General features: G+C 66.1%; 27 protein-coding genes. 10 read left to right on the top strand and 17 right to left on the bottom strand.

What is annotated here, in order from left to right; genetic code table 11:
- Window positions 1-7 precede the first annotated feature (7 nt).
- The 7 genes from E6C48_RS18745 to E6C48_RS18715 all read right to left on the bottom strand — a co-directional run bounded on the left by E6C48_RS18745 (window position 8) and on the right by E6C48_RS18715 (window position 7,245).
- A complete protein-coding gene (locus E6C48_RS18745; protein WP_136359705.1) occupies window positions 8-1,108 on the bottom strand; it encodes a fatty acid desaturase family protein in 1,101 nt (366 codons plus the stop codon).
- On the bottom strand, window positions 1,105-2,283 hold the full coding sequence (locus tag E6C48_RS18740) for an aldose 1-epimerase family protein (protein WP_136359704.1): 1,179 nt from the start codon (window positions 2,281-2,283) through the stop codon (window positions 1,105-1,107). Before E6C48_RS18740 ends, E6C48_RS18745 begins: the two co-directional genes overlap by 4 nt.
- Window positions 2,284-2,328: 45 nt before the next feature.
- Entirely contained in the window at window positions 2,329-3,105 is a 777-nt protein-coding gene (locus E6C48_RS18735) for an ATP-binding cassette domain-containing protein (protein ID WP_136359703.1), read from the bottom strand.
- Window positions 3,106-3,109: 4 nt separating this feature from the next.
- The gene (locus tag E6C48_RS18730; RefSeq protein WP_136359702.1) at window positions 3,110-4,078 is read right to left on the bottom strand and encodes an ABC transporter permease; all 969 of its coding nucleotides are present in this window, start codon (window positions 4,076-4,078) and stop codon (window positions 3,110-3,112) included.
- Between the two features lie 103 nt (window positions 4,079-4,181).
- On the bottom strand, window positions 4,182-5,114 hold the full coding sequence (locus E6C48_RS18725; RefSeq protein WP_136359701.1) for a substrate-binding domain-containing protein: 933 nt from the start codon (window positions 5,112-5,114) through the stop codon (window positions 4,182-4,184).
- A 59-nt stretch (window positions 5,115-5,173) separates the two neighbouring features.
- A complete protein-coding gene (locus E6C48_RS18720; RefSeq protein WP_136359700.1) occupies window positions 5,174-6,088 on the bottom strand; it encodes a sugar phosphate isomerase/epimerase family protein in 915 nt (304 codons plus the stop codon).
- Window positions 6,089-6,153: 65 nt separating this feature from the next.
- A complete protein-coding gene (locus tag E6C48_RS18715) occupies window positions 6,154-7,245 on the bottom strand; it encodes a Gfo/Idh/MocA family protein (RefSeq protein WP_136359772.1) in 1,092 nt (363 codons plus the stop codon).
- A gap of 403 nt (window positions 7,246-7,648) precedes the next feature.
- Here E6C48_RS18715 and E6C48_RS18710 point away from each other — a divergent pair, with 403 nt between their 5' ends.
- The gene (locus tag E6C48_RS18710; RefSeq protein WP_136359699.1) at window positions 7,649-8,674 is read left to right on the top strand and encodes a LacI family DNA-binding transcriptional regulator; all 1,026 of its coding nucleotides are present in this window, start codon (window positions 7,649-7,651) and stop codon (window positions 8,672-8,674) included.
- A gap of 12 nt (window positions 8,675-8,686) precedes the next feature.
- On the opposite strand, the gene E6C48_RS18705 is transcribed toward E6C48_RS18710, so the two are convergent.
- The gene (locus E6C48_RS18705; RefSeq protein ID WP_136359698.1) at window positions 8,687-9,730 is read right to left on the bottom strand and encodes a hydroxyacid dehydrogenase; all 1,044 of its coding nucleotides are present in this window, start codon (window positions 9,728-9,730) and stop codon (window positions 8,687-8,689) included.
- Window positions 9,731-9,922: 192 nt separating this feature from the next.
- Here E6C48_RS18705 and E6C48_RS18700 point away from each other — a divergent pair, with 192 nt between their 5' ends.
- Together E6C48_RS18700 and E6C48_RS18695 are read left to right on the top strand one after the other, a co-directional pair.
- Window positions 9,923-10,312, top strand: coding sequence for a hypothetical protein (locus E6C48_RS18700; RefSeq protein WP_136359697.1), 390 nt, complete (start codon window positions 9,923-9,925; stop codon window positions 10,310-10,312).
- Between the two features lie 5 nt (window positions 10,313-10,317).
- Complete coding sequence (locus tag E6C48_RS18695) at window positions 10,318-10,566, top strand: hypothetical protein (protein WP_136359696.1); 249 nt, start codon at window positions 10,318-10,320, stop codon at window positions 10,564-10,566.
- A 96-nt stretch (window positions 10,567-10,662) separates the two neighbouring features.
- Here E6C48_RS18695 and E6C48_RS18690 read toward each other — a convergent pair whose 3' ends face one another.
- Genes E6C48_RS18690 through E6C48_RS18670 form a run of 5 tightly spaced genes read right to left on the bottom strand, consistent with a single transcriptional unit; the run spans window position 10,663 to window position 15,371 of the window.
- Complete coding sequence (locus tag E6C48_RS18690; RefSeq protein ID WP_136359695.1) at window positions 10,663-11,949, bottom strand: NAD(P)/FAD-dependent oxidoreductase; 1,287 nt, start codon at window positions 11,947-11,949, stop codon at window positions 10,663-10,665.
- Window positions 11,946-12,908 (bottom strand): branched-chain amino acid ABC transporter permease, encoded by a 963-nt coding sequence (locus E6C48_RS18685; RefSeq protein WP_168734581.1) that lies wholly within the window; start codon window positions 12,906-12,908, stop codon window positions 11,946-11,948. Before E6C48_RS18685 ends, E6C48_RS18690 begins: the two co-directional genes overlap by 4 nt.
- Window positions 12,905-13,813 carry a branched-chain amino acid ABC transporter permease gene (locus E6C48_RS18680; RefSeq protein WP_136359694.1) on the bottom strand — a complete coding sequence of 303 codons (909 nt, stop codon included), beginning with the start codon at window positions 13,811-13,813 and terminating at the stop codon, window positions 12,905-12,907. The genes E6C48_RS18685 and E6C48_RS18680 overlap by 4 nt, the downstream gene beginning before the upstream one ends.
- The gene (locus tag E6C48_RS18675; RefSeq protein ID WP_136359693.1) at window positions 13,810-14,556 is read right to left on the bottom strand and encodes an ABC transporter ATP-binding protein; all 747 of its coding nucleotides are present in this window, start codon (window positions 14,554-14,556) and stop codon (window positions 13,810-13,812) included. Before E6C48_RS18675 ends, E6C48_RS18680 begins: the two co-directional genes overlap by 4 nt.
- Entirely contained in the window at window positions 14,553-15,371 is an 819-nt protein-coding gene (locus tag E6C48_RS18670) for an ABC transporter ATP-binding protein (protein ID WP_136359692.1), read from the bottom strand. Before E6C48_RS18670 ends, E6C48_RS18675 begins: the two co-directional genes overlap by 4 nt.
- 110 nt (window positions 15,372-15,481) lie before the next feature.
- Here E6C48_RS18670 and E6C48_RS18665 point away from each other — a divergent pair, with 110 nt between their 5' ends.
- The 7 genes from E6C48_RS18665 to E6C48_RS18635 all read left to right on the top strand — a co-directional run bounded on the left by E6C48_RS18665 (window position 15,482) and on the right by E6C48_RS18635 (window position 21,101).
- Complete coding sequence (locus E6C48_RS18665) at window positions 15,482-16,219, top strand: GntR family transcriptional regulator (protein ID WP_136359691.1); 738 nt, start codon at window positions 15,482-15,484, stop codon at window positions 16,217-16,219.
- Window positions 16,216-16,704, top strand: a complete 489-nt coding sequence (locus E6C48_RS18660; protein WP_136359690.1) for a DUF3830 family protein — start codon at window positions 16,216-16,218, stop codon at window positions 16,702-16,704. The genes E6C48_RS18665 and E6C48_RS18660 overlap by 4 nt, the downstream gene beginning before the upstream one ends.
- Before the next feature lie 2 nt (window positions 16,705-16,706).
- Window positions 16,707-17,063, top strand: coding sequence for a TIGR04076 family protein (locus tag E6C48_RS18655; protein WP_136359689.1), 357 nt, complete (start codon window positions 16,707-16,709; stop codon window positions 17,061-17,063).
- Between the two features lies 1 nt (window position 17,064).
- Window positions 17,065-18,117 carry an aldo/keto reductase gene (locus E6C48_RS18650; protein ID WP_136359688.1) on the top strand — a complete coding sequence of 351 codons (1,053 nt, stop codon included), beginning with the start codon at window positions 17,065-17,067 and terminating at the stop codon, window positions 18,115-18,117.
- Complete coding sequence (locus E6C48_RS18645; protein ID WP_136359687.1) at window positions 18,114-18,542, top strand: DUF4440 domain-containing protein; 429 nt, start codon at window positions 18,114-18,116, stop codon at window positions 18,540-18,542. The genes E6C48_RS18650 and E6C48_RS18645 overlap by 4 nt, the downstream gene beginning before the upstream one ends.
- Before the next feature lie 46 nt (window positions 18,543-18,588).
- The gene (locus E6C48_RS18640) at window positions 18,589-19,851 is read left to right on the top strand and encodes an ABC transporter substrate-binding protein (RefSeq protein ID WP_136359686.1); all 1,263 of its coding nucleotides are present in this window, start codon (window positions 18,589-18,591) and stop codon (window positions 19,849-19,851) included.
- An 80-nt stretch (window positions 19,852-19,931) separates the two neighbouring features.
- Window positions 19,932-21,101: a pyridoxal phosphate-dependent aminotransferase gene (locus E6C48_RS18635; RefSeq protein WP_136359685.1), complete on the top strand. Its 1,170-nt coding sequence runs from the start codon at window positions 19,932-19,934 to the stop codon at window positions 21,099-21,101.
- A 74-nt stretch (window positions 21,102-21,175) separates the two neighbouring features.
- Here E6C48_RS18635 and E6C48_RS18630 read toward each other — a convergent pair whose 3' ends face one another.
- The 4 genes from E6C48_RS18630 to E6C48_RS18615 are packed head-to-tail and all read right to left on the bottom strand — an operon-like array spanning window position 21,176 to window position 25,382.
- A complete protein-coding gene (locus tag E6C48_RS18630) occupies window positions 21,176-22,678 on the bottom strand; it encodes a M81 family metallopeptidase (protein WP_136359684.1) in 1,503 nt (500 codons plus the stop codon).
- Between the two features lie 21 nt (window positions 22,679-22,699).
- Window positions 22,700-23,650: an ABC transporter ATP-binding protein gene (locus tag E6C48_RS18625; protein ID WP_136359683.1), complete on the bottom strand. Its 951-nt coding sequence runs from the start codon at window positions 23,648-23,650 to the stop codon at window positions 22,700-22,702.
- Entirely contained in the window at window positions 23,647-24,564 is a 918-nt protein-coding gene (locus tag E6C48_RS18620) for an ABC transporter ATP-binding protein (protein ID WP_136359682.1), read from the bottom strand. The genes E6C48_RS18625 and E6C48_RS18620 overlap by 4 nt, the downstream gene beginning before the upstream one ends.
- On the bottom strand, window positions 24,561-25,382 hold the full coding sequence (locus E6C48_RS18615; RefSeq protein ID WP_136359681.1) for an ABC transporter permease: 822 nt from the start codon (window positions 25,380-25,382) through the stop codon (window positions 24,561-24,563). The genes E6C48_RS18620 and E6C48_RS18615 overlap by 4 nt, the downstream gene beginning before the upstream one ends.
- Window position 25,383: the final 1 nt, after the last annotated feature.

Raw genomic sequence — 25,383 nt, 5'->3', positions numbered from 1 at the left:
AGCCGGCCTATTCGGCGGCGGCCGGGATCGTCATGTTGTGGAACTCGTCCCGATAGGGCTTGGCCGTCGGCGGCAGCTCGCGCTTGAGGTAATAGTCCTCGTATTTCAGCTGTCGCAAAAGCACCGGCCACACTTCCCGATAGGCATGCCACATGGACGGGTTGGGCTGCGGCAGGTCGTGCTTGATCAATTCATGCAGCTTCGGCAGCGCGTAATAAGGCACCATCGGGAACATGTGGTGCTCGACGTGGTAGTTCATATTCCAGTAGATCCAGCGGCTGACCGGGTTCATGTAGACGGTGCGCGTGTTCAGCCGATGGTCGGTGACGTTGTCGGCCAGCCCGACATGCTGCAACAGGCCCGTCAGGATCATGTGCCAGGAGCCGTAGAGGCGCGGGCCGCCGATCAGCATCAGCGGCAGGACCGAGCGCAGGGCGAGCGCCGCCGCGACGGTTGCGATGTAGATCGCCACATGCCAGCGGGCCGCGACGATAGCCTTGCGGAACTCCATCTCCGGCACGTAGCTCTTTTCCTCGGCGTTCAGCCCGACGAAGGCCTGGCGGAAAAGCGTCGGCAGCGAATAGCGCAGATCGAGCAGGCCGGTGAACATCAACGCCGCCTTCAGAAGGTCCGGCGGGCGCATCACGGCGATCTCGGCATCGCGGCCGACGATGGTGGTGTCGGTGTGGTGGCGGGCATGGCTCCAGCGCCATTGCACCGGGTTGCGCATCAGCATGAAGGAGGCGATCTGGTAGACGACGTCGTTCATCCAACGCGTGCGGAAGGCGGTGCCGTGGCCGCATTCGTGCCAGCGCGAATCGCTGGAGGAGCCGTAGAGCACGCCGTAGACGAGGAAGAACGGCACGCACCACCAGGTGCCCCAGAAGAAGACCGCCCCGGCGGCCGAGCCGAGGATCAGCGCGATCCACAGGACCGTGTCGCGGATCGCCGGTCCGTCGGAGCGCTGCATCAGTTCCTTCATCACCTTGCGGGGCACGTCGGTGTGATACCATTCGGCCGAGGCCAGCCCCGTCTCTATGGCGCGTCTGGTGCTTTCGCCGACGAGGCTGTAGTCGCGTTTCGTCTTCTGGAACGTCGCCGTCGTCATCGCTGGCCTCCAAGGGTCGTGAACCTGCCGGACGGGGCCGGGTAGTCTTCGTCGGGCTGTTCGGTGATCGCGCGGATGCGGCGCTCCGCCGCCGCGATTTCCTCCGCGCCGTCGAGCACGCGGAAAGTCGTGTCGTAGGCGCGGCTGTCGCCGTGCTCCAGCCAGATCATTTCGCCGCGTTCGCGCGCGGCGGCGTCTCCCAGGACATGGTGCGTCGAAGGCTCGATGCCAAGCGCGTAGGAGCCAGCCTGGAAATTCTGCCACTCGTAGAGGCAAGGAAACTGGTCCTTGCGCGTCTCGACCTCGAAGCCGAGGCCGATGCGATCGTTGACCAGCGCCACCGGCACGAGGCCAGCCCCGTCCGCCGCCGTCTCGTGCTCCCACACCTGCTCGCGGAAATCATGGCGCGGCGCCGGCAAGGTGCGGTAGCCGACGCCTTGCCGACGATAGCTATCGGCATGCGCGGCCCACACCGCCTCGCGGATCGGCGCCAGATAGCGCGAGCCCTCGTCCAGCACCGGATGGCCGATGTTGACGTGGTAGAAGAACATGTGCGGCGTTTTCAGGAAGCCGTGGTTGACCACCCTGTCCGACAGGCGGATCTCGTTGGAGCCGACATCGGCCTCGATGCGCCGCATCAGGTGCAGGTCTTCGCCGAAGACGGCCGCCTGCTGCACGATACCTTCCGCCCAAAGCACGCAGCGATCCCCTTCCCAGCGCTCGCCATGGCCGGTCAGCCGCGCGGGAATGGCGCTGACGCGGCCATGCAGGCCGTGTCGCACCGTCGCCTTGCCGGGATAGTTGTAAGTCTCGGCCGACACTTCGGCAGGACCAAGTGTGTGGTCGAGGCCGCAGGTCAGGAGCAGGCCGGAAAAGGAGCGCGCCCAGCCAAGCCCCTGCTCGCCCTCGACGTCGTGCAGGCCGGGATGGCGGAAGCCGCTCGGCGAATGCCAGCCGATCGCCCGGCCCTTGTAGTCGCAGTCGGCGATGTCGAGCGCGCGGTCGACCAGCGCGGTGAAGCGCAGGCCGGTGCCGGTGCGGAACTCCAGCATGCGGATGCCGCGCTCCACCCCGTCGCCGAGCGTCATCAACCGCACGCCGGCGAACTGCGAGAGCGAGCCGGTGCGCTCGGCGAGTTGCCGGCGCGAGAACGTCTGTCCGTAGAGGTCCACCATGATCGCTGGCTTGCTTCGATTGCCTTCGCGGCTGTTCCCGGAGGCCTAATGCGCCACCGCGCTCCTGAGTTCGCTTTCCGACATGCCGGTGATCACCTCCTCGACATGCCGAACGGTGGTCTTCTTCGGATCGATGTCGTCGGCCACCACCTTGCCCTGCCGCATGACCACGATGCGGTCGACCACCTCGAAGACGTGATGAATGTTGTGGGCGATGAAGATGCAGGAATGGCCGGTGTCGCGCGCGTTGCGCACGAAGCGCAGCACGCCTTGCGTCTCCGCCACGCCCAGATTGTTCGTCGGTTCGTCGAGGATGATAAGGTCGCTGTGGAAGTGCATGGCGCGTGCAATGGCGACGGCCTGCCGCTCGCCGCCCGACAGCGAGCCGATCGGCGTCGTCACCGGGATGTTCTTGGAGATGCCGACGCGTTTCAGCAGCGCGGTCGCCACTTCCTCCATCTTGGCCTGGTCCATCCTGTTGAAGAAGCCCGGCCCCTTGATCGGCTCGCGGCCGAGGAACAGGTTGCGGGCAATGGAAAGCTGCGTGACCAGCGCCGAATCCTGATAGATCGTCTCGATGCCGTTGGCGATGGCGTCGGCCGTGCTGCGCATGTCGACCTTCTTGCCCTTTATCGAGATGGTGCCGCCGGTGGAGCGCACGGCCCCCGACAACACCTTGATGAGCGTCGATTTGCCGGCGCCGTTGTCGCCGAGCAGGCCGACGATCTCGTTCTTGAAGACACGGAAGGTGACGCCGTCGAGGGCGCGGACGCGGCCGTAATACTTGCTGACATTGTCCATCAGGACGAGTTCTTCGGCCATTGTCCTAATTCCCTGACTGGTGCCGGCGCTCGAGGCCCGAATGCAGCGCCATCATGCCGAGGATGATCGCGCCGATGAAGATGTTGTAGGCTAGGCCCGGCACGCCGACCATGACGATGCCGTTGCGCATGATGCGCAGGATGAAGATGCCGATCACCGTGCCGATGATGGTGCCGCGCCCGCCGGTCAGCGCCGTGCCGCCGATCACCACCATAGCGATGACTTCGAGCTCGTAGCCGGTGCCGCTGTTGGGGTTGGCGGCCGACGTGCGGATCGAGCTGATGATGCCGGCGAAGGCCGAGAGCACCGCCGACAGCACGAACAGGATGATCTTGGTGCGGCCGACATTGACGCCGCGCGCCTGCGCAGCGCCGGGATTGCCGCCGGAGGCCTGGACCCAGTTGCCGAACTTCGTCTGCGTCAGCACGTAGCCGAGAATGACGGCGGCGAGGATGAACCAGAACAGCGACATGTAGATGCGGAACGGCCCGACATAGAAGTCGCCGACGAGGACTTCCGCCAGCCATTGCCCGCTGGCGTCCCAGGTGCGCTGCGGGAAGCCGTCGGTGATGAACAGCGCCGTGCCACGCGCGATCAGAAGCATGCCGAGCGTCACCAGGAAGGACGGGATTTTCAGGCGGATGACGAACCAGCCGTTGACGAAGCCGATCAGCGCCGCGATCAGCAGGCCGGCGACGAAGGCGGCCTCCAGCGGCAACGCACCGCTGTTGAACAGCGACCACATGATCACCGGCGACAGGCCGAAGACCGAGCCGACCGACAGGTCGAATTCGCCCGACGTCATCAAGAGCGTCATGCCCAGTGCGACAAGGCCGAGCTCGACCGAGAAGGCCAGCGTGTTGGAGATGTTGAGCACCGACAGGAACTGCGAATTGATCGACTGGAAGACGACCAGTTCGACGATGAGCAGGACGAGCGGCCCGAATTCGGGTCTGGAGAACAAACGTTGCATGTCCGACTTTCAGGGCTGCGTTGCGGGTGCGGCGGGGCGGCCGGTTGCCTGGGGGTTGTCTCCGCGACGCGCATTGCGCCGCGGAGACAAGGGTGCGCGGGCCTTATTTGGCCGACATGACCTTGGCGTAGACGTCCGCCGTGTCCTTCTCGTAGAGCGCGCCGGTGGTGATGTTGAAGGCTGGCGGCACGCCGTCGGTGGCCATCATGGCAAGCGTGAGCGCCAGATAGCTGGTCGCCTGCGGATCCTGCCACTGGGCGGCGTTGACGTAGCCCTCGGTGACCTCGCTGGTGGTGTCGAGCGAATTGCCCCAGCCGACGACCGGGATTTCGCCCGCCTTGACGCCGACCTGGTCGAACACGCGCTTGATCGAGCCGGTGGCCAGATCGCCGAGGCCGATGATGGCCTTGATCTTGGCCTTGTTGGCGTTGAGGTAGTCGCTCATGCGGGTGATGATCTCGGCCTGGTCGAGCGTCGTCTCGGTGACCTCATAGGTTATGCCGAGCGGATCGAAGACCTCCTTGATGCCCTTCGTTTCCTCGACGCCGTAGCTGGCGCCGGGGACCTCGACGGGCATCCAGACGAAATCGCCCTTCTTCACGAAGTTATGGTCGACGAGATACTGCGCCCAGCCCTTGCCGACGACGACCAGATCGGTGCCGACATAGGCCTGGAAGTGCGCCGACGGGTCGGGCGTGTTGAAGTTGATGAGCGGGATGCCTGCCTGCTTCGCTTCCTTGACGATGTCGACCAGGCTACCCGGATCGGGGCTGGTGGTGACGATACCGTCGGCCTTGGCGGCGATGGCCGCGCGCAGCGCTTCCTGCTGGGCCGGGACGTCGCCGTTGTGGAACGAGGTCTTGACCGTCTGGCCGGTCGATTTCGCCCACATCTCGGCGCCTTGCAGGAAGTAGGTCCAGACCGGGTCGGCCGGGCTGCCGTGCGAAATCCAGTAGAACGTCTTGGCCTGCGCCGCGAGCGGCAGGACCATCGCAAGGACCATGCCGTAGATGAGCAGTCTCAGTTTACTCAACATCGATTACCTCCCATTTTGAAAACAAACTTCTTCATCCTCCCGCCCGGTAATCCGGCCGCTCAAAGGCCGTTGGCGCGGAACTTGCCGTCCAGGAATTTCTTGGCGCGCGGAATGTCATCCTCCGCCAGATGCTCGATGATGACCGGGATGTTGGAGTGCTTGCGCGCCAGCAATTGCAGATAGAGGTCGTAGTCCAGCTCGCCGAGGCCGGGCGCCGGCAGCTCGATCTCGCCGACGCCACGGAAGGTGTGGCTCTCCATCGCGTCGGCGTCGCCGATGTCGGCGTGCTTCTCAGACTTGTCGGTGCCCGAGCGCTTCACGTCCTTGGCGTGGGCGATCTTGATCTTGTCCTGCAAGGTGTCGAACACCTGATGCAGGATCGTGCCCATGCGGTCGATGTTGTGGCTCTCGAAATAGTTCGTCGGGTCCATCAAGAGGCCGAGGCCGGGATGGTCGACCTGGGCGAACATCTTCACCGTCTCCTCGACCGAACCGACGACGTTGTTGACGTAGGTTTCCAGGCAGAACACCGCGCCGTGGTCGTAGGCGAGCTGGGCCAGCTCGGCGATCACCTTGCGGCATTCCTCGAAACCTTCCTCGGTCTTGTTCTTGGGATGATGCACCCAGTCGGACTCGGTGTTGAAGGTGCCGGTCTCCGAGATCACATAGGCCGAGCCGAAGTCGCGCGCGTGGCGGATGATCTCCTTGAGGTAGCCGACGCGCTTCGCCCGCTCGTCCTTGTCCGGGTGGATGATGTTGGTGTAGCCGGAAACGCAGCAGATCGGCAGGTTGTGGTCGCGAAAGACGTCGCGCACCTTCTTCGCCTTGTCCCTGGTGATCTGGCCGGCGGACAGGTCGATGTCCTTGAAATGCAGGTCGAGCTGCACGGTGTTGAAGTCGAGCGCGCGAATCTTCTTCGCGGTCTCCTCGAGGCCATACGGGAAGTAGCCCGTGAAAATGCCAGCTTGCATCATGATAGAAAACTTCTCCCTATACGGACTCCAGTAGGCTTGACGACCGGCCGGCCGCGAATGGCGGTTCAGCCGGAGAAAACCTCCGACAGCCTGACGGTTCGTCTCTCCTCGATCGAGCGGTAGCCGGCCTCGACCAGCGCCATGGTGCGCACGTTGTCGACAATCGACAGCGCCGGCGGCGTTCCGGTCTTCACGGCATGCTGAAGCTGTTCCATGACGCCGATGAAGGCATGCGGGAACCACATCGTTTTCCAGGTCGGCGTCACCCATTCGCCGCCGGTCGTTTTCGTCGAGGCGTAGGTCAGCGTGGAGGCAACTCCCGTCGGCCAGCCGATCGTGCCCTTGGCGACGCCCTCGGTGCCGTCGACGCGCCAGGCGATATGCTGGTCGTCCTTGTATCCCTCCGCGCGCGGTCCGGACCACACGTCCTCCAGCGACACCGCCAGCACGCCGGACGGAAAGCGCAATGTCGAGACGGTGATGCCGTCCGAATGCGGGAAGGTGGTGCGCGGGTCCTTGCGGGTCAGCGTGGTGATCTCGTCTGGGTCGCCGAACAAGAAGCGCAGCACGTCGAGATGATGCACGGCCATGTTGGACAGCGTCAGCCGGTCGTAGTCGCGCAGAAAACCCTGCCAGTGCGGAATGGCGTGCATGTCGATTTCCGCGAAGACGATGTCGCCCAGCGCGCCCGAATCCATGATCTGCTTGAGCACGCGCATCGACTGGTCGTAGCGCATGTTCTGGTTGACCGACAGGATCTTGCCGGAGGCCGCCGCCTCGTCGCGCAGCCGGATCGCCTCCTCCAGCGACAGCGCCAGCGGCTTCTGGGCGAGGATCGCCTTGACGTGCTTCTGCTTCAGCGCGTGGCGGATCAGTTGCGGCTGCTGGTCCGGCGGAAAGGCGAGATCGACGATCTCGACCTCAGGGTCCTCGATCAGCGCCAGCGGCGTGTCGTGCACCTTTGGAATGCCCCAGCGGGCGGCAATCTTTTCGGCATTTGCCTTCGTGCGTGAGGCGATAGCCGCCACCGGAAAGCCGGCTTCATGGTAGGCGGCCAGATGGCACTCGGCCATGATCATGCCGGCGCCGATGCAGCCGATCCGGTAGTCCCTGGCGCGGATTTTGGCGTCCGGCTCGAATCCCCTGGCGTCTGCCACGCTCGTCAAGTCCCCTCGCTCGACACGGCAGCGCACATCGCGCACCGGCCGGACCGAAATTTCGATGCTCGGGGCTCCTCCCCCTTCGGACGCTGTCAGCAATCCGCAAGAGGGATATTGACGAGGCAAACCATCATAGTCAACATCAATACTTATCAAAAACCATCATTTCGGCGTGCGGAAAATGGAGTTCGACGCCGGGGGGGTCAACCAATGCTGTACAGGCTCGTTTCCGGGGCAAAATCGGCAGGACCTGCGCTCACCGGCATGTGCCGGCGAGTGCACCGCGACTTGTGCCGGGCCGGCGCCCGCATCATTATCGCCGGCCGGAATCAATTCGGGTTCCGGCTTTCCGTCCCATGCCGCGCCGCGGTTGCAACCGTTATTGAGAGGCAGGCCAGCCGTGCGCTTCACGCTCACTGACGTCGCCCGCGAAGCCGGGGTTTCGCCGGCGACGGCCGACCGCGTGCTGAACAACCGTTCGGGCGTGCGCCCGCGCACCCGCGAGATCGTGATGGAGGCCGCCCGGCGTCTCGGCTACATCGCCGATGCGGGCGGGCGCCTTGCCGCCGCGCACGAGACGGAGGTCGTGCGCCTCGATTTCATCCTGCCGGAAGGCACGAACACCTTCATCAAGATGCTGCATCGGCAAATCGAGGCGCAGGCGCAGGCGCGTCCCGACCTCGACGTTCACATCACGGCGATAGAAGGCTTCAGCCCCGACCGGCTGGCCAAAAGCCTGTCCGAACTGCCGCCCGCCGCGCGCGGCGTCGGCGTCATCGCGCTCGACCATCCGACGGTACGTGAGGCGCTGCGCTCGCTGGCGGCGAGCGACGTCAAGGTGGTGACGATCGCCTCCGACATCCTGCATGTGCCGCGCGTCGCCTATATCGGCATCGACAACCGGGCAGCTGGGCGGCTCGCCGGCTATGTCATGAGCCGCTTCATGGGCACCGGCCGGGCCGGCAAGGTGGCGCTGTTTGCCGGCTCGCTGTCCTATCGTGGCCATGAAGAGCGCGAGATGGGCTTTCGCCACCTGCTGGCCGAGGAGCATTCGCATATCGAGATCGTCGAACTGCGCGAGATGCTCGACGATCGCGAGCGCGCCTATTCGGAGGCGGCGGCCCTGCTCGACCGTCATCCCGACCTCGCCGGCATCTACAACATCGGTGCGGGCAATCCGGGCATCGCGCGCGCACTGAAGGAACGCGGCCGTGAGCGCTCGGTGGTGTTCGTCGGCCATGAGGTGACGGAGGGCACCAAGTCGCTGCTGCTCGACGGCACGATGGACGCCGTCATCGACCAGAACCCGCGCGTCGAGGCGCGCGAGGCGCTGAACGTGCTGTCGAACGCCGTACGCGGACAGGCCGGCGACTACCACCCGCCGAGGTTGCAGATCGTCTTCAAGGAAAACATTCCCGAAATCTGACCGGCCGGTCTGTCAGGATTTCGCCACCGGACGGCTGCGCATCATCGCCACCGTCTCGCGTTCGGCGCGTCGACAGACCTGCGGCGGCAGGCCGCGCAGGATCAGGTCGCTGTCAGCGACGACCAGGCGGCCGATCTCCAGGAAGGCATCGCGCGTGCCGCCGCTGCGGTGGCTGGAGAGGATGACGCCGTCGAGGCTCCGCAGCGCAGAATCCGCAGGCAACGGCTCGACCGGGAAGACGTCGATGCCAGCACGCACATGGCCGCTGCGCACGGCCTCCTCCAGCGCCGCGAAATCGACGATGCCGGCGCGGCTCATGAGCAGCAGCACCGAGCCGCGCCGCATCAACTGCAATTCGCGCCGGCCGATGAACCCCTGGTTCTCGCTGGTCGAACTGGCGAACAGGAAGACGACGCGCGCCTGCTGGAAGACGGCGTCGAGGCTGGCGGGAACGCAGCCCTGCTCGCGGATGCGCCGCTCCGACAGCCACGGATCGAACGCCAGAACCTCGCAATGGAACGGCGTGAGCATCTTGCGCAAGGTGCTGCCGAGGTCGCCGAGGCCGACAATGCCTATTGTCGCGCCGCTGAGCAGGAAGCTTTCGGCATTGCTTTCGAGGCCCCACGCCTCCGATTTCGACCGGAAGTTCTCATGCGTCGCGGTGATGCCGCGGCACAGGTCCAGCGCCATGCCGAGTGCCGTCTCGGCGACCGAGGTGGCGAAGACCGGGCTGATGTTGAGAACGTGAATGCCGTACCGGAAGCACCAGTCATAGTCGACATTGGGCAGGAAATTGCCCTCTATGTTGAAGATCGCCCTGAGCCTGCCCATGCGCGAAAGCCGCTCGGTCGGCAGGTCGATCTGGCCGATGACGATTACCGCCTGCGCCAGCGCGGCGTCCAGATCATGATCGGAAAGGCGTTGTCCGTCGGCATGGACGCGCAAGGTGCCGAGCGCCCTCAGTCGGGCCATCGCCTCCGGCTCGAAGATCAGGTCCAGCGTCCGCGGCTCAGGATCGGCAATGAGGATCAGGGGTTTATCCGGCGCGGTCGACATCGATCTTCAATCCCCCATTTTGCCGCCGCACCGAAACGGCGGCGACCGCCACGAAACCGACGCGGCCGGTCCAGTATAGGCATCGCCTCAGGTATCGGTAGAGGCATCGGTAGGGTCACGGACCGGAACCGCTGCATTGCGTCACCGATTTTGCTGTGAATTCAATCGGAAACCTATTGCTGATTGCAATGAATGGCGCAACCTCCCGATATGGTGGCAGAACAGGTCGAGTTGGCGTTGCTGGAGGACACGTTCGTCCCCACCGACGGTTTGCAGCCGCCGTTTTCCAGCCGGATGTCGAGCATAGCGCAAAGAACGGGCGGCACGCTTCTGTTCGATGTCAGGGTTTTCGACGATGCAGACGTGGAGCGGCTGGCCGCCATCGGCTACGACGGAATCGGAACCGCCATTGTCACCCTGGCGAAGTCCGGCGCGGTCGACTGCGCGACTTCCATCGGTTCCTCGATGACTGAACACGTCGGTGCACTCACGGACTGGGCTCGATTGCCGTTGCCGCAGCAAGCCGCCACGGACCATACGCACACCGCGACGCTGCTGATGGCGGCGCTGCGGAATGGGTGAGACCGTTGAATCGGGAACTCCAACGCCACCTGAGCCCCGACGCACGAACGCGCGTGCTGTTTTATCAGCGGCCTGACGGCGCTTTCGGGTATTCGGTGGAGCAGTTTCAAATCGACGACTGGCCGGAAGACAACTACCACGACGAATACTGGGAAACCCGGACGGACAGAAACGCGATCTTCCACAGCCTGGAAGCGGCGATCAAGGAGGCCGCCGTCGAGTTTCCGTGGTTGCGGAATCGTACGCGATCCTGAAATCCATGCCCCGTCTCGCAAGGCCGCGATCAGGTCAGACGTTCGGCCGACCTTCCGCAAACGCGAGCGAGTGAATGGAGCGTGGCGTGGCCGCCCCTATCCGGCTCCGGTCTCGTCCAGCCGGTCGCACAGCATGCTCCACGGCAAAAGCGCGTTGGGCGCGTGCCTGAGAAGGCCGTGCAGGGGAATCGCGCGCGGGGCGGCATAGGGGATCGGCAGCGCTTCGGGATCGGCGCCGGCGGCCCAGTCGGCGACTGCCGCGCCCATCGCCGTGGTCATCGCGATGCCGCGACCGTTGCAGGCGAAGCCGGCGATCATGCCGGGGCCAAGGTCGACGAGATGCGGCAGGAAATCCGGCGCGACCGCGGCCAAGCCCGACCACGCATGTTCGATCGGCGGAATATCCGGCAGGTCGAGCTTTTCCGCCAACCGCCTATGGATGGCCCTCGGCACGCGCTCGGCGGCGCCGGGGCTGAAGATGTGCATGCCGCCGCTGATCAGGCGGTTGTCGGCATCGAAGCGGAAGGTGAAGAGATTGCGCCGCGTATCCGAAACGCACTGGTTGCCGGGCAGAAGCCGCAGCCGCGCCGCCATAGGTAAGGGCCGCGTCGCGATCTGGAAGACGCGCAGCGGGAAATAGCTGCGCGCAAGCTGCGGAAAAAGCGGCCCGCCATAGGCGTTGGTCGCCACGAACACTTTTGCGGCGCGCACCTCGCCTTTCGCCGTCGCCAGCCGGTAGCCGCCGGCGTCACGGCGGATCGCGGTCACGCGGGTCCGCTCGAAAATGCGGGCGCCGGCCGCTTCGACGGCGTCGGCTAGCCCCAGCGCATAGACGACGGGATCGAGCACGCCGCCGGAGCGGTCGATCCAGCCGCCGGCATAGCCCCCGGCGCCAGTCAACGCCTCCACCTGCTGTGCGTCCAGCACCTCGACCGGACGTCCCCGCTTCGCCCATTGCGCGGCGCGCGCCTTCACTTTGGCGAAAGCGGCCTCGGTGTGCGCCGGCTGGATCCAGCCACTGCGGTCGGCGGCGCAGGCGATGGCGTGGCGCCGGATCAGCTCGAAGACAAGATCGCCGCTGGCGGCGGCGAAATCCACCAGCCGCTCGCCACGCTCGCGGCCGAGTTCGGCCACGATGTCGTCGGGGTCGCGCTTGGCGAAGTTGGGCACGACGAAACCGGCATTGCGGCCGCTCGCACCCCAGGCGACGGCCTCGGCCTCCAGCACGACGACCGACAGGCCTTTCGCCACCGCATGCAGCGCGCTCGACAGGCCGGAAAAGCCGCCGCCGACGATCGCCAGGTCGGCGTTAGCCGATCCATCCAGCGCGGGCCGGTCGCGGCGGCCCTGCGCCACCGCCTGCCAGAGCGAAATCCCGCTCATGAAGGCTTGCGTGCCTTCAGGCCGAAACGGCGGCGGTAAGTCAAATTGCCGAACAGGCCGTTCGGCCGGAACAGCAGGATGACGCACAGCATCACGCCGATGGCGACGATTTGCAGCGAGGCTGCGCGCGCCTGCTGCTCGGGCGGGAACAGCGTGGCCGTCAGCGCGCCGGAGCCGGCCCAGATCGCCCAAACAAGCACCGAGCCGACGACGGCGCCCAGATTGCTGCCCGACCCGCCGACGATCAGCATCACCCAGACCTGGAACGTCAGCATCGGCGCATAGTTGTCGGGCGCGATGAAGCCGGTGAAATGCGCTTGCACAGCGCCGGCCAGCCCCATGAGTGCGCCACCGACGGCGAAGGCCTGTACCCGGTAGAAGCGCGCGCTCTTGCCGAGTGAGATCGCCGCGCGCTCGTCCTCGCGCAGCGCCTTCAGCACCCGGCCCCAAGGGCTGCGGGACAGATGTTCGAGCGCCAGGTAGGCGAGCAGCGTCACCACCGCCACGATGGCGAGGTTGGAGAGATTGAACAGCAGCGGCGTTTCGGCAAGGCCGGCAAAGGGGCGCGGAATGAAGCCGACGCCGAAGGCGCCGCCGGTCAGCTTCTGCGCGTTCAGCGCGACGAGCTGGACGACGACCGAAACGCCGAAAGTGGTGATGGCGAGATAATCCGACCTGAGCCTGAGCGTGGCGAAGCCGGTGATGGCCGCAGCGATGCCGGAAACCGCCATGGCGCCGGCCCAGCCGATCAGGATCGGCAGGCCGAAGCCACCGAGGCGCGTCGGATCGTCCGGCGTCGTCATTAGCGCCGACGTGTAGGCGCCGATCGCCACGAAGCCGGCGACGCCGACGTTGAACAGGCCGGTCAGCCCCCATTGCAGGTTGAGCCCGAGGCTGATGATGGCGAAGATCAGCGCCGTGGTGAGGAAGAAGGCGCCGTAGCCGATCAGGTCCATCATCGTTCCTTCACCCCGAAAAGGCCGATGGGCCGCACGAACAGCACCGCCATGAGAATGACGAAGGAGACGGCGGCGCGCCATTCGGCGCCGACGAACTGCACGGCGGCGGCCTCCGCCAGCCCGATGATGAGCCCGCCCAGCACCGCGCCCGGCACGGAGCCGATGCCGCCGAGGATCGCCGCCGCGAACATCGGCAACAGCATGTCGAAACCCATCAGCGGCCTGATCTGGACGAGGATGCCGACCATGGTGCCGGCCACGCAAGCGAGCGCCGCGCCGAGCAGCCAGGTAGCGCGCACCACCCTGGCGACGTCGATGCCGACGACGCGCGCCAGCGCCGGGTTCTGGCTGACCGCCTGCATGGAGCGGCCGGTCTGGGTGCGCGTCATTAACAGATGCGTCGCCGCCACCAGCACCGCCGTCAACACCAGAAGCGCGACCTGGTCCGGCGTGATGCGAATGCCGAAACCGACCGGCATGGCGATCTGGATCGCCCGCGAGAAATAGGTCGGGCGCGAGGTGAAGACAAACTCCAGCAGGCTGCGCAGCGCCATCGAGGCGCCGAAGGATGCCATGACGACGATGATCGACTGCCCCCTGGCCCTCAGCCGCGAAAACAGCACGGCGTCGAGCGCCAGCGCCAGCAGCCCGGTCAGCGCACAGCCGACAACGAGGGCGACCAGCAGCGGCCAGCCGAAGGAAAACGGGCCGATCGGCGCCACCTTGCCGACCATGGCGCCGATGGCGCCGACAACGGCCAGCGTCGCGTAGGTGCCCCAGGCCATGAAGTCGCCATGGGCGAAATTGGAGAAGCGCAGGATCGCATAGGTCAGTGTCACGCCGATGGCGCCGAGCCCGATCATCGAACCCGTCAGCAGGCCGTCGACAACGAATTGCAGGTTCATGCCTCGCCTCCCCTCGACGGCTGCGCGCGCTGGCCGAGATAGAGCTCGGCGACGACCGGATCGTTCCACAGTTCGGACGCCACACCTTCGTGCGCCTCCCTGCCCTCGACCAGCACATAGGCGCGGTCGCCGATGGCGAGCGCCGCCTTGGCGTTCTGCTCGACCAACAAAATGGTGACGCCGGCCTTGCGGATGTCGGCCAGCATGGAAAACACCATGGCGACGAGCTTCGGCGAAAGCCCCGCAGAAGGTTCATCCAGCACCAGCAGCTTCGGCTCGACGATCAGCGCCCGCGCCACCGCCAGCATCTGCCGCTGGCCGCCCGACAGGTTGCCGGCGGCGGTGCGGCGGAACGTCCTCAGGTCGGGAAAGGTGTCGTACATCCGCGCGATGCGCTCCACCGCCTCTTTTGCCTTGAGGATGCCGCCGGCGGTCTTCAAATTGTCGTCCACGCTCATCAGCGGAAAGATGTTTTCCGTCTGCGGCACGAAGGCCAGGCCCATGCGCACCATGCGGTGTGCCGGCACGGCGGTGATGTCGGTCCCGTCGAGCAGCACCTTGCCCGCCGACACCGGCACCAACCCGGCGATGGCCTTGATGAAGCTCGACTTGCCGGCGCCGTTCGGGCCGAGCACGACGACGATCTCGCCGCGCTCGACGCGGATCGAGGCGCCGCGCACGATCGGCACGCCCGGCTCGTAGCCGGCGACGAGGCCGTCGACCTGGAGCACCGGGCCGCTCATGCCGCCTCTCCGGGTTGGGCCGCGCCGCCGAGATAAGCTTCGATGACGCGCGGGTCGCGCGCCACTTCCGCCGCGGTGCCCTCGCAGATGAGCTGCCCGGCGGCCATGACCAGCACGCGATGGCAAAGCCGGCTCACCATGTCGATGTTGTGCTCGATGAGCAGGAAGGTGACGCCGCGCTGGTTGATCTCGCGGATGCGATCGATGATGACCTCCAGCAGCGTGGCGTTGACGCCGGCTGCCGGCTCGTCGAGCAGGATGATCGCCGGATCGGCCATCATCACCCGTGCCAGTTCGAGCAGCTTGCGCTGGCCGCCCGAAAGCACCCGCGCCGGCTCGTGCGCCAGCCGCGACAGGGAAACAAGGTCGAGCAGATCCATCGCCTTTTGCTCGGCGGCACGCTCCTGCGCGGCGACGCGGAACGGTTGCAGGAAATTGGTGAGCAGCCGCTCGCCCGCCTGCCCCTGCTCGGCCAGCATGACGTTCTCTACCAGGCTGAGATTGGCCAGCGGCCGCGGGATCTGGAAGGTGCGGCCGAGGCCACGGCCGATGCGGCGATGCGCCGGCTCGCCCGAAACGGTGACACCGTTCAGCAAGATCTCGCCGCTGCTCGGCGCGACGCTGCCGGCCAGCAGGTCGAACATGGTGGTCTTGCCGGCGCCGTTCGGCCCGATCAACCCGAGGATTTCGCCCTCGCGCACATCGAACGATACGTCGTTGACGGCATAGAGGCCGCCGAAATGCCGAACGACATTGCGCGCGCCGAGTACGGTACTTCCCTGTGCCAGCCTGTCGGTCGAAGCCACGTTCGCCATTCCTCCCAAGAAGGCGCCCCTCTCGTTTCGCAATTTTGATCTGTGATCACACTTGCTATGATCAAAATATTAGGCTTAAAATATTTCGCAAGCGGAAAATGGGATGGAGCATGCTGAAGAGCGCCGCTGAGAGGAACGACATCTTCGCCGCCCAGCTTGCGCCGGTGGGGCGCGAGACGGTGCAGGATCGCGTCTACGCGGAACTGCGCCGTGCGCTGATCGGCGGCCTGTTCGCGCCCAGCCAGGTGCTGACCATCCGCAGCCTCGCCAGCGCGCTGTCCACCAGCACCATGCCGGTGCGCGAATCGATCAGTCGGCTCATTACCGAAAAGGCGCTGGAGGCACTGCCCAACCGCTCCGTGCGCGTGCCGCCGGTCACCATCGAGCGCATGGACGACCTGTTGCGCACCCGCATCCTGATCGAGGGCGAGGCCATCGCGCTCGCCGCGCCGCGCATGACGCCGCACGCCATCGCCTCCGTCGAGGCGCTGCTGGCCGAGTGGGACGACATGCGCGCGCCGGCGCAGGAAAAGGACGTCGACAAGGAAGTCACGCTGAACCAGCGCTTCCATTTCGAGATTTACCGCGCCTGCGGCTCGGCCGTGCTGATGCCGATGATCGAGAGCCTGTGGCTGCAATCCGGCCCCTGCATCCGCGTGGCGATCTACGCCTTCTCCGAGGCCGGCGAGGTCGATACGGCGCGCTACCACCGCGCCATCGTCGCAGCGCTCGCCGCACAGGACGCCGAGGCGGCGCGCGAGGCACTGGTGGCCGACATCAGCCGGCCCTTCGCCTATCTGCGCAACAAACTGGAATCCGACGCCGAGAACCGGGAAGGCTCACAATGACGAACCGCGCCATCGCCATCACCGAGCCGAAATCCGGCCTCTCCGTCTTAGCCCCGCTGCTGGCCGACAAGGCGCCGGCCAACGCCGCCTTCCTGTGGGAATACCTCAGCGAACCACGTGTGGTCGGCGGCATCCATGCCATGTGGACCGGGCCGGAAATCTCCTGCCCGATCCCGGCCTCCCATCTTGAGGGCGTGTCCTATGCCGCCGCCCTGCCGGCGGAAAACGCGACGCTCACCCCCCAGCCGGGCGATATCGTGCTCTCCTACGTGCCGCCGCGCATGTGGGGCGGCAGCCCCAGCGCGATCTTCGACATCGGCCTGTTCTACGGGCCGGGTGCCCGCCTTTTGTTCCCGATCGGCTGGCTGCCCGGCAGCGTCGTCGCCCAGGTCCGGCCGCAGGAGCGGGAGGCGCTGGCGGCCGGCTGCGCGGCCATCCGCAGGACCGGCGCCTGCGAGGTGACGTTTAGCCGAGCGGAGGCCTGACCATGTCTGGGGAACGAGACGACGGCTTCGAGCTTTACGACCTGCGCGTCGAGGCGGTCATCCCGGAAGGCAAGCCGGTCTATTGCGGCGCCAAGGCGGGCGACCATTTCGAGCTGCGCGGCGAGATGCTCTCCCTGCCGCCCGGTCAGGGCTTTTCCATCTATTCCATCGCCGCCGTGCTGCCGCTGCTCGCCGCCAAGCAGCGCCAGACGCATCCGAACGACTGGATGACCTCGGACGCCGAGATCGCCTGTCCCGATCCGAACTGCGGCAGCCGGCTGAGGATCGTCCGCCTCGGCAAGCGCCGCTTCAGCCATGCCGAGACGACGGCGGTGCCGCTGCCGCAGGAGAACGACTGACATGACCACGACCTTCGAACTCGCCCCCGGCTATGTCATCCCGCGTGTCATCCGCGGCGGCTGGCAGCTTGCCGGCGGCCACGGCGCTATCGACCGCGAGCAGGCGGTGAACGACCTCGTCGCCGCCTTCGACGCCGGCATCACCACCTACGACTGCGCCGACATCTATACCGGCGTGGAGGAACTCATCGGCGCCGCACGGCTGAAGCTCGCATCCGAGCGTGGGTTGGACGTCGCCGCGCGCATGAAGGTGCACACCAAGCTGGTGCCGGACCTCGAAGCGCTGTCACGCATCAGCCGTCCCTACATTCGCGGTATCGTCGACACCTCGCTGAAGCGCCTGAAGACCGAGCGGCTGGACCTCGTGCAGTTCCACTGGTGGGACTATGCGCTGCCCGGCTATGTCGAGGCGATGGGCTGGCTGGACGAGATGCGGGCCGAAGGCAAGATCCGCAACCTCGGCACCACCAATTTCGACGTACCGCACCTTGCCGAGATCGTCGACAGCGGCATTCGTCTGGTCAGCCAGCAGTTGCAGTACTCCGTGCTCGACCAGCGGCCGCTCAACGGTTTTGCCGACTTCGCCCGCGAAAACGGCATCAAGTTCCTGTGCTACGGCACGGTGGCCGGCGGCTTCCTCAGCGAGAAATGGCTGGGCGCGCCGGAACCGGATATGCAGTTGGAGAACCGCTCGCTGGTGAAATACAAGCTCATCATCGACGATTTCGGCGGCTGGGCGCTGTTCCAAGACCTGCTGCGCGCTCTGAAGGCGGTGGGCGACCGCCACGGCGTCGACATCGCCACCGTCGCCGGCGCCTGGGTGCTGCGCCAGCCGCTCGTCGCCGCCGTCATCGTCGGCGCCCGCAACCGGGACCATGCGCTCGCCAATGCCGGCATCATGGACGTCGTCCTGAGCGACGCCGATCTCGCCGCCATCCAGGCCGTCATCGACAGGAGCAGCGGCCCCGAGGGCGACGTCTACACGCTGGAGCGCGACCGCACCGGCCGGCACGGCTCGATCATGCACTACAACCTGAACGCGGGGAAGAAATGAGCCTCCCCGCCACCCTGTTCGACCGCGCCTCCGCCGAGGTCATCGCGCTGCACCGATTCTTCGTCCAATGGTACAACCGCGCCACGGCGGATGCGGCCGACTTTTCCCTGTTCGAGCGCGCCATGGGACCGGGCATGCACATGATCCCGCCCTCCGGCGCCGCCCTCGACCGCGATCAGGTCATCGGCCATGTCCGTGCCAATCGCGGCGCCTTCGACAACGATTTCGCCATCGAGATCGCCGACATCCGCCTGTCCTGGCAGGCCGGTAATGCGATCGTCGTCACCTATGTCGAGAAACAGCGTCGCGCCGGCGAGGCGACGGCGCGACGGGCTTCCGCCCTTTTCACCGAGAATCCGTCGGCGCCGAACGGCGTCGAATGGCGCCACCTGCATGAAACCTGGATGCAGGCGGCAAACGACTGACAGGCCAAGACAACCGCAACGACCAACCACGAACTGGGGAACTGCAATGAAGAAAACAATGCTTCAACTCACCGCCGCCCTGCTGCTTTGCGGCACCGCCGGCAGCGCCTTTGCCGCCGACTGCAAGGTCACGGTCGGCGTCGTCATGGAACTGACCGGCCCGGCCGGCGAATACGGCCAGGCCGGCGCCAAGTCGGTCGAGATGGCTTTCAGGGACATCAACGAAGCCGGCGGCGTCAACGGCTGCGACCTCGTCACCGACACGCGCGACAGCCAGAGCACCGGCAACGTCGCAGTCGATGCCGCGACCCAGCTCGTGCAGGTCAAGAAGGTGCCGGCCATCATCGGCGGCATCATCTCCTCGGTGACGATCCCGATCCTGACCTCGGTCACCGCGCCGGCCAAGATCGTTCAGGTCTCGCCCGCCGCCTCCTCGCCGACACTGACCCAGCTCGGCCGCGACGGCAAGACCAACGGCATCTTCTTCCGCACCATCACCTCGGACGCACTGCAGGGCGTGGCCGCCGCCAAATACGCCATCGACAGCGGCTACAAGAAGCTCGCCGTCATCAACGTCAACAACGACTTCGGCGTCAACATGGAGGCCGAGTTCGCCAAGGCCTACAAGGCGCTCGGCGGCACCATCGTCTCGCAGACGCCCTACAACGAAAAGCAGTCCAGCTATGCCTCGGAAGTCACCGCCGCAATGGCCGGCGAGCCGGACGCGCTCTATCTCATCAGCACGCCCGTCGACGGCGCCACCATCGCCCGCACCTGGATCTCGCAGGGCGGCGTGCAGAAGTTCCTGCTCAATGACGGCATGAATAGCCCGGACTTCATCGATTCCGTCGGCGCCGAATATCTGAACGAGGCGCGCGGCACCTCGTCGGGCACCAGCCCGACCAAATCGACAGACTATTTCACGAAGAATTACAAGGCCTTCTCCGGCGGCATCGAGCCGACCAACCCGGCTGCCGACCGCGCCTACGACGCCGGCGCCATCGTCGGGCTGGCGATCGCCGAGGCGGGCGGACCGGACCCGGCCAAGATCCGCGACGCCATCTACAAGGTGGTCGATCCCAAGGGCGAACCGATCTTCGCCGGCAAGGACGAATTCGCCAAGGCGCTCAAGCTGATCAAGGAAGGTAAGCCGATCCGCTACGAAGGCGTCATCGGCCCGGTCAACTTCGACCAGTACGGCGACATCACCGGCCCCTTCCGCCTGTGGCAGATCAAGGACGGCAAGGTTGAGACGACAGGCGAACTGAGCGCCGACGACGTCGCCGCACTCAAGGACAAGATCAAGTAGCACCGCAACAGGGGATCGCGGCGGGCACGTCCCGCCGCGATCCACGACCAAGACCGCAGCCTTCCAGACCGGACGTTTCCATGACCTATCTCGCGCAGCGCATCACCAAGGGCAGCAAGAAGTCCTACGGCATGTACGCAAAGGCGGCTGCGCTGGCAGCCTCGGGCCGCGACCTCATCCACATGGAACTGGGCAGCCCGCACGCCGACACACCCCTGCCGGTGAAGCAGGCGGCCGCCAACGCACTGATGGCCGGCAACGTCCATTATTCGCATTTCCAGGGCCTGCCGAAGCTGCGCGCCGCGCTGGCCGAAAAGCTACGCACGAGAAACGACCTTGCTGTCGATGCTTCGGACGTCGTCGTCACCAACGGCCTCACCCACGCTTCCTTCGCCGCCATCATGGCGCTGGTCGATCCCGGCGACGAGGTCATCCTGCTCGAACCCTACTATCCGCAGCATCTCGGCAAGATCGAGCTGGCCGGCGGCAAGCCGGTCTTCGCCGAACTCGACGCGGCCAACCGCTTCGCCATCGACGCGGAACGCATCGAAGCGAAGATCACCCCCGCCACCAAGATGATCTGCCTGGTCAATCCGTGCAATCCGACCGGCCGCGTCTACAGCCGCGCCGAGCTGGAGGCGCTGGCCGATATCGCCATCCGCCACGATCTCGTCGTCATCTCCGACGAAGTCTATGAGGAAATCCTCTTCGACGGCGCTGAGCACATCTCCATCGCCTCGCTGCCCGGCATGGCCGAGCGCACCGTCTCCATGTTCGCCTTCACCAAGAGCTTCGCCATGGACGGCTGGCGCATCGGCTATCTTGCCGCGCCCGCCGCTATGATCGAGGGGATTCTCAAGATCACCACAAGCGACGTCACCCACGTCAACACCTTCATCCAGGAAGGCGCCTATGCGGCGGTGACCGGTCCGGCCGAAATCCTCGCCGGACTGGTGCAGGAAGACCGGGAAAAGCGCGACATCGTCGTCTCGCGGCTCAACCAGATGCCGGGCGTGATCTGCGACTGGCCCGAGGGCACCATCTACGCCTTCCCCGATATTTCGCAGATCGGGCTTCCCGCCCAGCAACTGGCCGAACTGATCCTCGAAAAAGCCGATGTCGTGGTCGAGGCCGGCTCGTTCTACGGCCCCGCCGGCGAAGGCCATCTGAGGGTCTGCTTCGGCTCGCAGTCGACCGAGCGTGTCACCGAGGCGATGGACCGCCTGCAACGGTTCTTCGGCTCGCTCTGACCGGGCAAGGAAACTTCAGTCGTCGGCTCGGACCGGCTCCACAGACGATCGCACTTCGGCTCCCAAGGCAAAAATCAATCCCGCTCGAAATCCTTGTCGAGCGGCCAGAGCGGGCGCGGCGCGCGGACATAGGGGCGCCGCTCCGCCCGCGGCGTCGCCAGCGCGCCGGCGTCGCAGACGATGACCTTGCCGGCGATCGGCTCGAAGGCGGCGCGGAAGTGCTGCATCGACTTCAGCGCCAGCACCCGGCGGGCGGTCGGCTCGATACCGAAGGCGCGCAACTGTTGCAGGTCGACCATCTGCTGCGCCTCTGAAACGACCAGCACCTCGATGCCGTCGACATCAATCACGGCGGTCAGCCCGAAACTGTGGGCAAGCCCGCCCTGGATCGGCCCGTCGCCGACATAGGCGCCGTCCGAGAGCCTGGTGATCACGCCCGTCACCGTCAGCGGCCCGCCGCCGAAGTCCGGTGCGCCCTTGCCGCCGATCGTCACCGTGACGGTTTCGCCTTCCTTGCGGCGATGCAGTTCCGCAGCCGCCTCGGCATCGACCATCGGCGAAAGCACAGCGCCCTTCACACCCGCGTCGAGCAGACCCTTCAGCAGCGCCGTCGAATCGCCGTATGATCCTGCGCCGGGATTGTCGGCATAGTCGGCAATGACCAGCGGCTTGTCGCCCGTCCACGCGAGTGCCTCGGCGGCTGCCTCCTCGACCTCGATGAAGACGTTGCGCTTTCTCGTGCGCCCATGCCAGATCGCGTCGGCAAGGTCCTCGGTGATACGCCGAGCGGCGGCTTCAGCCTGAGGATCGCGGCTGTCATAGGTGGCGAGCACCGTCGGCCCGACGCAGGAAACGTCCGCACCGGTAAAGCCGGCATTGACGGAGACGGCGAGCAGGCCATCGGCCTCCGCCTCGCGGGCGCGGTCGTAGAGCGCCAGCGTCTCGGGGATGTCGGTGCGGCCGGCATTCGCCTCGTCCAGCATCGGCACATGCGCTCGGACAGTGCGCGGCGCGATCTCGCCCCTCATCGCACGATCGAGGATGCGGGCGGCATGAGCGCCGATCTCGCGCATGTCGACATGCGGATAGGTCTTGTAGGACACGAAGATCTGTGCGTGCCGGACCATAGCCTCCGAAACCATCGCATGCAGGTCGAGCGTCACAGCGATGGGGATTTCTTCGCCCAGTTCAGCCCGCAAGAGGCCGAGCAGGTAGCCTTCCCCGTCGTCGCAGAAATCGGGCACCATCGAGCCGTGCAGGCCGAGCAGAACGCCGTCGAGCCGGCCCTTGTTCGCCCGCGCCGCATCTAGGATCACGCCGGCGATATGGTCGTAGGCAGCCTTTGTTACCCGCCCGCCCGGCACGGCGTGCGCCGAAACCGCGTGGACGACGGTCCAGCCGGCGGGTTCGGCCACGTCCATGAAGCCAGCCAGTTCGGTGTTGGCGTCGCGCCGGACGCGGATCGCCTGGTCGCCGTAGAACAGCTGGTCGATCGCGAATTGCGGCAGGTCGGTGCGGTAGCGCGAGAAGGTGTTGGACTCGTGCATGAACTCTGCGGTGAGGACGGTGAAGGGCATCGGCGGTCTCTGTGGTGAAGGCTATTGCGCCAGGCGCACGCTGTGACTCTCGCCGATCGACACGAGCGCGCTCGGCTCCGGTTCCTCGTCGGGGTTCGGACGGCGCGAAATGTCGGGCGAGAAGCGCGCCGCGTCGGGGACGGGGGCGGCGTCCGGTACGCCGCGGGCGCCGGCGAGGATCGCATCGGGATCGGGAACCGAACCGATCAGGCGACGCGTATAGGGATGCGTCGGACGGCTGAAGATCGAATGCCAGTCGCCCTCCTCGACGACCCGGCCGAAATACATCACCGCAACCCGGTCGCTGACATGCTCGACGACGCTGAGATCGTGCGAGATCATGATGTAGCTGAGGCCCAGCGTCTCCTGCAAATCCATCAACAGGTTGATGATCTGTGCCTGGATCGAGACGTCCAGCGCCGACACCGGCTCGTCCAATACGAGGATCTTCGGGTCGAGCATCAGGGCCCGCGCGATGCCGATGCGCTGGCGCTGCCCGCCAGAGAACTCGTGCGGGTAGCGGTCGGCGTGGTCCGGCATCAGGCCGACGCGCTTCAGCATGGCGGCGACGCGATCGCGGGCTTCACTTCCCCTGGCGATGCCGTGCAGCGCGAGTTGCGCCGAAAGCATGCGGCCGATGGTCTGGCGCGGATTGAGCGAGGCGTAAGGGTCCTGGAACACCATCTGGGCGATGCGCGCGCGCTCCTTGCGAGAAGGCGCGCCGGCCCCAGTCAGCGGCTTGCCCTGAAACAGGATTTCGCCCGAGGTCGGTTCCTGCAGGCCCATGACCGTGAGCGCCGTGGTGGACTTGCCGCAACCGGATTCGCCGACGATGGACAGGCATTCCCCCTCGTTCAAAGTGAGGTTCACGCCCTGCACGGCGCGCAGCGTCCGCTTTCGGCCGAGCGGCGATTGCCGCGGCAGCGGGAAATGGACGGTGAGGTCGCGGATTTCGAGCAGCGGCCGGCTCATGCGGTCGCCTCCAGCCGGGAGCCGCGCGGCGTGGTCAGCGTCGGCGCGTCGCGGCCGCGTTCCTCGTCGGCGACGACCTCGTCGAGTTCGGTCAGGCGGCCGCGCCCGGCAACCGGCCGCGAACCCAGACGCGGACGCGCAGCCAGAAGGCCCCGCGTATAGGGATGCAGCGGGTTCTCGAACAGCGCCTTCGTGTCCTGCTCCTCGACCAGCCGGCCGCGATCCATGACGCCGACGCGCCGGCACATATTGGCGATGACACCGAGGTCGTGGCTGACCAGAAGCACCGCCGTTCCCTCGGCCTTGCAAAGCTCGGCGATCAGCTCCAACACGCCCGCCTGCACAGTGACGTCGAGTGCCGTGGTCGGCTCGTCCGCGATCAAGAGGTCGGGCCGGCAGGCCAGCGCGATGGCGATCATGACGCGCTGGCGCATGCCGCCGGAGAGTTGGTGCGGATAGGAACGCGCACGCTCCTCGGGCGACGGCACGCGAACGCTTTCCAGCGCTTCGACGGCCTTCCTGCGCGCCTCGGGCCAGCCCATGCCGCGATGCACGACGAACATCTCGGCGATCTGCCGGCCGATCGTCGCCAAGGGATTCAGCGCCGTCATCGGCTCCTGGAAGATCATCGCCATGCGGTCGCCGCGCAGCTTGCGACGGGCGCGGCGGCCGAGCTTCAGCACATCCTCGCCCTGAAAGAGAATCGAACCGCCGGTCACGCCCAGCGGCCGCTTGAGCAGTCCCATCACCGACAGGCCGGTGATGCTCTTGCCCGAACCGGATTCGCCGACTAGGCCGTAGGTTTCGCCAGGCAGAATGTCGAAGGAGACGCCGTGCAGGAGTTCGGCACTACGGCCGACGCCGATGGTGAGGTCGCGAACGGACAGGACAGGATCGGAAGACGCGCCGTTCATGTCCTGCGCGTCCTCATATGCGGGTCGAGCATGTCGCGCAGCCCGTCGCCCAGAAGGTTGAAGCCCAGCACCGTGGCGAAGATGGCGAGGCCGGGGAAGACAGACGCCCAGGGCGCGGTGCGGATCAGTTCGCGCGCGTCGGTCAGCATGTTGCCCCAGCTCGGCTGCGGCGGACGGATGCCGACGCCGAGGAAGGACAGCGCCGCCTCCGCCAGCACGGCTCCGCCGATGCCGAGGGTAGCGATGACGAGGACAGGGCCGAGGATATTCGGCAAGATCTGCGTGCGCATGATGTTGGTGTCGCCGAAGCCCGCCGTCTTGGCGGCCTGCACGAAGCCCTGGCTCTTGAGCGAAAGGGTGGAACTGCGTGCGATACGGCAGGTCCACGACCAGTTGGTCAGGCCGAGCGCGATAAGCAGGCTGGGCAGGCCCGGTCCCAGCACCGCCATGATGGCGAGCGCGAACACCAGCGACGGGATCGCCAGCATGACGTTGGTCAGCCCGTTCACCAGATCGTCCCACCAGCCGCCGAAATAGCCGGCCGAAACGCCGAGCGCCGTGCCGATGCAGGAATTTATCAGCTGCGAGACGAGGCCGACCGTGAGCGACACCCGCGCGCCGAAGAGGACGCGCGAGAAGACATCGCGGCCCTGCCCGTCCGTACCCAGCCAGTGCTCCCAGCTCGGCGGCATCTCGGAGTTCATCAGGTCGGCATCCATGACCGGATCGTAGGGCGCCAGCCAGCCGGCGCTGATCGCGGCGACGATGACGAGCAGCGCCAGCAGCAGGCCAAGGGTGAAATTGAAGCGCAGCCGCATC

Source organism: Ollibium composti (genome assembly GCF_004801285.1).
Classification (GTDB): domain Bacteria; phylum Pseudomonadota; class Alphaproteobacteria; order Rhizobiales; family Rhizobiaceae; genus Mesorhizobium; species Mesorhizobium composti.
Note: the sequence above shows the minus strand (reverse complement) of the source record. Positions and strands in the feature narration are given on the sequence as shown.